This window comes from Escherichia sp. Lx600-2 (assembly GCF_036662595.1).
Taxonomy (GTDB): Bacteria; Pseudomonadota; Gammaproteobacteria; order Enterobacterales; family Enterobacteriaceae; genus Escherichia; species Escherichia coli.
This window is the reverse complement of record NZ_JAYQWM010000147.1, coordinates 1-5,913: the sequence shown is the minus strand read 5'-3', so window position 1 is coordinate 5,913 and position 5,913 is coordinate 1. Positions and strand designations below refer to the sequence as shown.

The window sequence follows — 5,913 nt, the reverse complement described above, 5'->3', positions numbered from 1 at the left end:
TTCTGTATTCATGTTAGTGGGTTTGTGATAATGTCATAGTAGAAAAATCGTGAGAAAAAACATTTATTAATTATCATCTTATTGATTTTTATGTGTTGGTGTTTGTGATGATTGATTTTCACGAGAATCTCTTACTTTGATTAAGATTTTTATTTTTTCTTATATTTAACGTTATTCAATGCGCGTCCTGCTACGTTTTATCGTGATTTAGAATTGTATGTAGCATTAGCCATAAAATGATATCACTGGGAATATAATAAGGGGAATTATAATTTTGGGGGATAATTAGGCACTATCAAAAATCGCTCATTCCAGACTTAAATACACGTTTTCTCCTGTTTAGGTTGTGGGCAAAAAATTCGATGAGGAGATGAGGTATAATTTCATTCACAACCTTATCACTATCTATTAATAAGCAAAAAACAACGTTCTTTTGTGATACGACTAACTGAAAATTCAACCCTTCGGGGCACGCTGCAGCGAGTTTGTGGGCACTAACATTCGTACAAGCTTCATCTGCCGGGCGAAACGTCAGCTAAATACCTTAAAATAATCGCTTTTTTCTCCGGATTTGATCTCCTCATTTTTACATTCCAACATCATTTTATAAACATTCCGCTTGTATTTTTCTTTAGCGTAATGATAATCGCTATCACTGCGATTTACTTTTCTTTGCATAGATTGACTCAGAAAAACGTTTAAGGGTGGGTGGCATGTTTGTTCCGTTTCTCATTATGTTGCGCGAAGGACTTGAAGCCGCGCTGATTGTCAGTTTGATTGCCAGCTATCTTAAGCGTACCCAGCGAGGCCGATGGATTGGTGTGATGTGGATTGGCGTGTTGCTTGCCGCTGCGTTGTGCCTGGGCTTGGGTATCTTCATTAACGAAACCACCGGCGAATTTCCGCAAAAAGAGCAGGAACTGTTTGAAGGTATCGTGGCGGTGATCGCCGTGGTGATCCTTACCTGGATGGTTTTCTGGATGCGCAAAGTGTCGCGCAACGTCAAAGTGCAACTGGAACAGGCAGTCGATAGCGCATTGCAGCGTGGAAATCATCATGGCTGGGCGCTGGTGATGATGGTCTTTTTTGCCGTTGCAAGGGAAGGCCTGGAGTCGGTCTTTTTCCTGCTGGCGGCATTTCAACAAGATGTCGGGATCTGGCCGCCTCTGGGTGCAATGCTCGGTCTTGCTACTGCCGTGGTGCTCGGCTTCCTGCTCTACTGGGGCGGTATTCGCCTCAATCTTGGTGCATTTTTTAAATGGACCAGCCTGTTTATTCTCTTCGTCGCCGCAGGACTGGCTGCAGGTGCCATTCGCGCATTTCATGAAGCCGGATTGTGGAACCACTTTCAGGAAATCGCCTTTGATATGAGCGAGGTGCTCTCAACTCACTCGCTGTTTGGCACGTTGATGGAAGGGATTTTTGGTTATCAGGAAGCACCGAGCGTCAGCGAAGTCGCCGTCTGGTTTATTTATCTCATCCCGGCGCTGGTGGCATTTGCTCTGCCACCACGCGCAGGGGCGACAGCGTCTCGCTCCGCGTAGCAAATACGACGCAAACTCTTGCTTAGTTACAACATACTTTAAAGGGATAGTCTCGTCATGACCATTAACTTCCGCCGTAACGCATTGCAGTTGAGCGTGGCTGCGCTGTTCTCTTCTGCTTTTATGGCTAACGCCGCTGATGTGCCGCAGGTCAAAGTGACCGTGACGGATAAGCAGTGCGAACCGATGACCATTACGGTTAACGCCGGGAAAACACAGTTCATTATTCAGAACCACAGCCAGAAGGCGCTGGAGTGGGAGATCCTCAAAGGCGTGATGGTGGTGGAAGAGCGGGAAAATATCGCCCCTGGTTTTAGCCAGAAAATGACGGCGAATTTACAGCCTGGCGAATACGATATGACCTGCGGTCTGCTGACTAACCCGAAAGGGACGTTGATTGTCAAAGGTGAGGCAACGGCGGATGCGGCGCAAAGTGATGCGCTGTTAAGTCTTGGTGGTGCAATTACTGCATATAAAGCGTATGTCATGGCGGAAACCACACAGCTGGTGACCGACACCAAAGCCTTTACCGACGCGATTAAAGCTGGCGATATCGAAAAAGCGAAAGCACTGTATGCGCCGACGCGCCAGCACTATGAGCGCATTGAACCGATTGCTGAACTGTTCTCCGATCTGGATGGCAGCATTGACGCCCGTGAAGATGATTACGAGCAAAAAGCCGCTGATCCAAAATTCACCGGTTTCCACCGTCTGGAAAAAGCATTGTTTGGCGACAACACCACCAAAGGGATGGATAAGTATGCCGACCAGCTTTATACCGATGTGGTCGATTTGCAAAAACGCATCAGTGAACTGGCTTTCCCACCTTCAAAAGTGGTCGGCGGTGCAGCCGGACTGATTGAGGAAGTGGCAGCCAGCAAAATTAGCGGTGAAGAAGATCGCTACAGCCACACCGATCTGTGGGATTTCCAGGCTAACGTTGAAGGCTCGCAGAAAATTGTCGATCTGCTGCGTCCACAACTGCAAAAAGCCAACCCGGAACTGCTGGCAAAAGTCGATGCCAACTTTAAAAAGGTCGATACCATTCTGGCGAAATACCGTACTAAAGACGGTTTTGAAACCTACGACAAATTGACCGAGGCCGACCGGAACGCGCTGAAAGGGCCGATTACTGCGCTGGCGGAAGATCTGGCGCAACTTCGCGGTGTGCTGGGGCTGGATTAAGCGTTATGCAGTATGAAGATGAAAACGGCGTGAATGAACCGTCACGCCGACGTTTACTGAAAGGGATTGGTGCGCTGGCGCTGGCGGGAAGTTGTCCGGTCGCTCATGCACAAAAAACGCAAAGTGCACCGGGCACGCTTTCACCGGATGCACGCAATGAGAAACAGCCGTTTTATGGTGAGCATCAGGCAGGGATCCTGACGCCACAACAGGCCGCAATGATGCTGGTGGCGTTTGATGTGCTTGCCAGCGATAAAACCGATCTTGAACGGTTGTTTCGCTTGTTGACTCAGCGTTTTGCTTTTCTGACTCAGGGCGGAGCGGCACCAGAAACGCCAAATCCGCGCCTGCCACCACTCGATTCCGGCATTCTTGGCGGCTACATTGCGCCCGATAATCTCACCATCACGTTATCGGTGGGTCACTCATTGTTTGATGAGCGCTTTGGCCTTGCGCCACAGATGCCAAAAAAGCTGCAGAAGATGACGCGTTTCCCCAACGACTCGCTGGATGCGGCGTTATGTCATGGTGATGTGTTGCTACAGATTTGCGCCAACACCCAGGACACGGTGATCCATGCGCTGCGCGATATCATCAAACACACGCCGGATTTGCTCAGTGTGCGCTGGAAGCGGGAAGGGTTTATTTCCGATCACGCGGCGCGTAGTAAAGGCAAAGAGACGCCGATTAATTTGCTGGGTTTCAAAGACGGCACTGCCAATCCCGATAGCCAGAATGATAAGTTGATGCAAAAAGTGGTGTGGGTAACGGCAGATCAGCAGGAGCCTGCGTGGACAATCGGTGGCAGCTATCAGGCAGTACGCTTGATTCAGTTTCGAGTGGAATTTTGGGACAGAACGCCGCTGAAAGAACAGCAGACGATTTTTGGCCGTGATAAGCAAACCGGCGCACCGCTGGGAATGCAGCATGAGCATGATGTTCCCGATTACGCCAGCGACCCGGAAGGGAAGGTGATTGCGTTGGACAGCCATATCCGGCTGGCGAATCCCCGCACGGCGGAGAGTGAGTCCAGCCTGATGCTGCGTCGTGGCTACAGTTATTCACTGGGCGTCACCAACTCCGGACAACTGGATATGGGGTTGCTGTTTGTCTGCTACCAGCACGATCTGGAAAAAGGCTTCCTGACAGTACAAAAAAGGTTCAATGGCGAAGCGCTGGAGGAATACGTTAAACCTATCGGCGGCGGTTATTTTTTTGCGCTGCCGGGAGTGAAGGACGCGCACGATTATCTCGGAAGCGCATTATTGCGGGTTTAATGTTTTTAGGCGGATAAAGCATTTGTGCGCAGATGCCTGATGCGGCGCTTGCGATGCTTATGATGCTCACAATCGGTGCGGGTTTGGTAGGCTGGATCAGGCGTTCACGCCGCATCCGGCGATCGTGCACTGATGCCTGATGTGAATCCTGCTGAAAGCACACAGCTTTTTTCATCTCTGTCATCACTCTGTCATCTTTCCAGTAGAAACTAATGTCACTAAAATGGTGTTTTATAGTTAAATATAAGTAAATATATTGTTGCAATGAATGCGAGATCTGTTGTACTTATTAAGTAGCAGCGGAAGTTCCCGGCAGTGATAGTCAGTCACTATGGAGATCGCGGATGGTAACGTCCTGTACTGGACATGTTTTAGATAATCAACGCGCCACCACTCGCGGAGTTTTCTCCTCCGGTAGTCATCTCGTCACTTTGCATTTTCAACCTCATCCTTTCTTTTCATGTGTTACCGACGCCGTAAACGGTGCGCGTAGCCGTTTTTCGGCATTTTATCCAAAAGCAAACTATGGCTTACAAGGAAGCCAACCCTCTGATGTTCGTGCGCATAATCGCGCTGCCAACGGCGCGTGTGATGAATACAAACAACTCAAGGTGCTCTCCATGGGAAGACAAAAAGCAGTGATCAAAGCTCGTCGCGAGGCAAAACGTGTGCTGAGACGGGATTCGCGCAGCCATAAGCAGCGTGAAGAAGAATCGGTCACCTCGCTTGTGCAGATGAGCGGCGTAGAAGCCATTGGTATGGCCCGCGACAGTCGCGATACCTCGCCCATCCTCGCGCGAAATGAAGCGCAATTGCACTATCTGAAGGCTATTGAGAGTAAGCAGCTGATATTCGCCACGGGCGAAGCCGGGTGCGGAAAAACCTGGATCAGCGCAGCAAAAGCGGCAGAGGCCCTGATACATAAGGATGTCGACAGGATTATCGTCACCCGTCCAGTTCTGCAAGCCGATGAAGATCTTGGCTTCTTACCTGGAGATATCGCAGAAAAGTTTGCTCCCTATTTTCGCCCGGTCTACGACGTGCTGGTCCGGCGCTTAGGGGCTTCCTTTATGCAGTACTGCCTGCGACCGGAAATAGGGAAGGTGGAAATTGCGCCGTTCGCCTATATGCGTGGACGTACCTTTGAAAATGCAGTCGTCATTCTTGACGAGGCGCAGAATGTGACTGCCGCGCAAATGAAAATGTTTTTAACCCGCCTCGGGGAGAACGTGACGGTTATCGTCAACGGTGATATCACGCAATGCGATTTGCCTCGCGGCGTGTGCTCCGGATTAAGTGACGCGCTGGAACGTTTCGAAGAAGATGAAATGGTCGGGATCGTCCGGTTCGGTAAAGAGGATTGCGTACGTTCGGCACTTTGCCAACGTACGCTGCATGCATACAGTTAAGTGTATTATCGGTGCAGAGCCCGGGCGAACCGGGCTTTGTTTTGGGTGTTTATGCCCGGACTAGCGCTTTTTCTGAAACCACCATTTTTATTTGCCCCTGGCTGGTGAAGTGTACGCTCATCCTGTGGCTTTTTTGTAGTTGCTGATAGAGCTCATCAGGTATTGCTAAGCTCTCTGCATATTCTTGCGGCGTATATTGGTAGGCTGCATGATGCTGCTGTTTTTGAAAACGCAGCTTATTGTACAGCGCCCAGACAATTAACACGACGGCATTCGCCACTGCCAGCAAAAAATAGAACTGAAGTCGGCTTCGGGCCTCGCTTTGCCAGTAATAACCCGTCAGCAGATCCATGGCGAATAAGAATATGAACAAAGCAAATAATGTCCACAAGATGGTTGTGGCAACATAATCAACCAGTAAACGGTGATGCTGCCAACTTACTGATTTAGTGTATGATGGTGTTTTTGAGGTGCTCCAGTGGCTTCTGTTTCTATCAG

The 5,913-nt window shown here is 49.5% G+C and carries 5 protein-coding genes; 4 read left to right on the top strand and 1 reads right to left on the bottom strand.

Translation table 11 applies throughout. The features are described from left to right. Positions 1-713: 713 nt before the first annotated feature. From efeU to phoH, 4 genes are all read left to right on the top strand, one after another. Positions 714-1,544 (top strand): iron uptake transporter permease EfeU, encoded by an 831-nt coding sequence (efeU, locus tag OQV04_RS23285; protein WP_000497953.1) that lies wholly within the window; start codon positions 714-716, stop codon positions 1,542-1,544. A 57-nt stretch (positions 1,545-1,601) separates the two neighbouring features. Further along, entirely contained in the window at positions 1,602-2,729 is a 1,128-nt protein-coding gene (gene efeO, locus OQV04_RS23280; RefSeq protein ID WP_332643052.1) for an iron uptake system protein EfeO, read from the top strand. Between the two features lie 5 nt (positions 2,730-2,734). Continuing rightward, on the top strand, positions 2,735-4,006 hold the full coding sequence (gene efeB, locus OQV04_RS23275; RefSeq protein WP_274446504.1) for an iron uptake transporter deferrochelatase/peroxidase subunit: 1,272 nt from the start codon (positions 2,735-2,737) through the stop codon (positions 4,004-4,006). 620 nt (positions 4,007-4,626) lie between these two features. After that, positions 4,627-5,415: a phosphate starvation-inducible protein PhoH gene (gene phoH / locus OQV04_RS23270; RefSeq protein WP_000533533.1), complete on the top strand. Its 789-nt coding sequence runs from the start codon at positions 4,627-4,629 to the stop codon at positions 5,413-5,415. A 49-nt stretch (positions 5,416-5,464) separates the two neighbouring features. Here phoH and pgaD read toward each other — a convergent pair whose 3' ends face one another. Continuing rightward, positions 5,465-5,833, bottom strand: a complete 369-nt coding sequence (pgaD, locus tag OQV04_RS23265) for a poly-beta-1,6-N-acetyl-D-glucosamine biosynthesis protein PgaD (RefSeq protein ID WP_001304746.1) — start codon at positions 5,831-5,833, stop codon at positions 5,465-5,467. Between the last annotated feature and the right edge of the window lie 80 nt (positions 5,834-5,913).

Coding starts and splice junctions, on each gene's coding strand:
- efeU (WP_000497953.1), top strand. CDS start 714: ATGTTTGTTCCGTTTCTCATTATGTTGCGCGAAGGACTTGAAGCCGCG.
- efeO (WP_332643052.1), top strand. CDS start 1,602: ATGACCATTAACTTCCGCCGTAACGCATTGCAGTTGAGCGTGGCTGCG.
- efeB (WP_274446504.1), top strand. CDS start 2,735: ATGCAGTATGAAGATGAAAACGGCGTGAATGAACCGTCACGCCGACGT.
- phoH (WP_000533533.1), top strand. CDS start 4,627: ATGGGAAGACAAAAAGCAGTGATCAAAGCTCGTCGCGAGGCAAAACGT.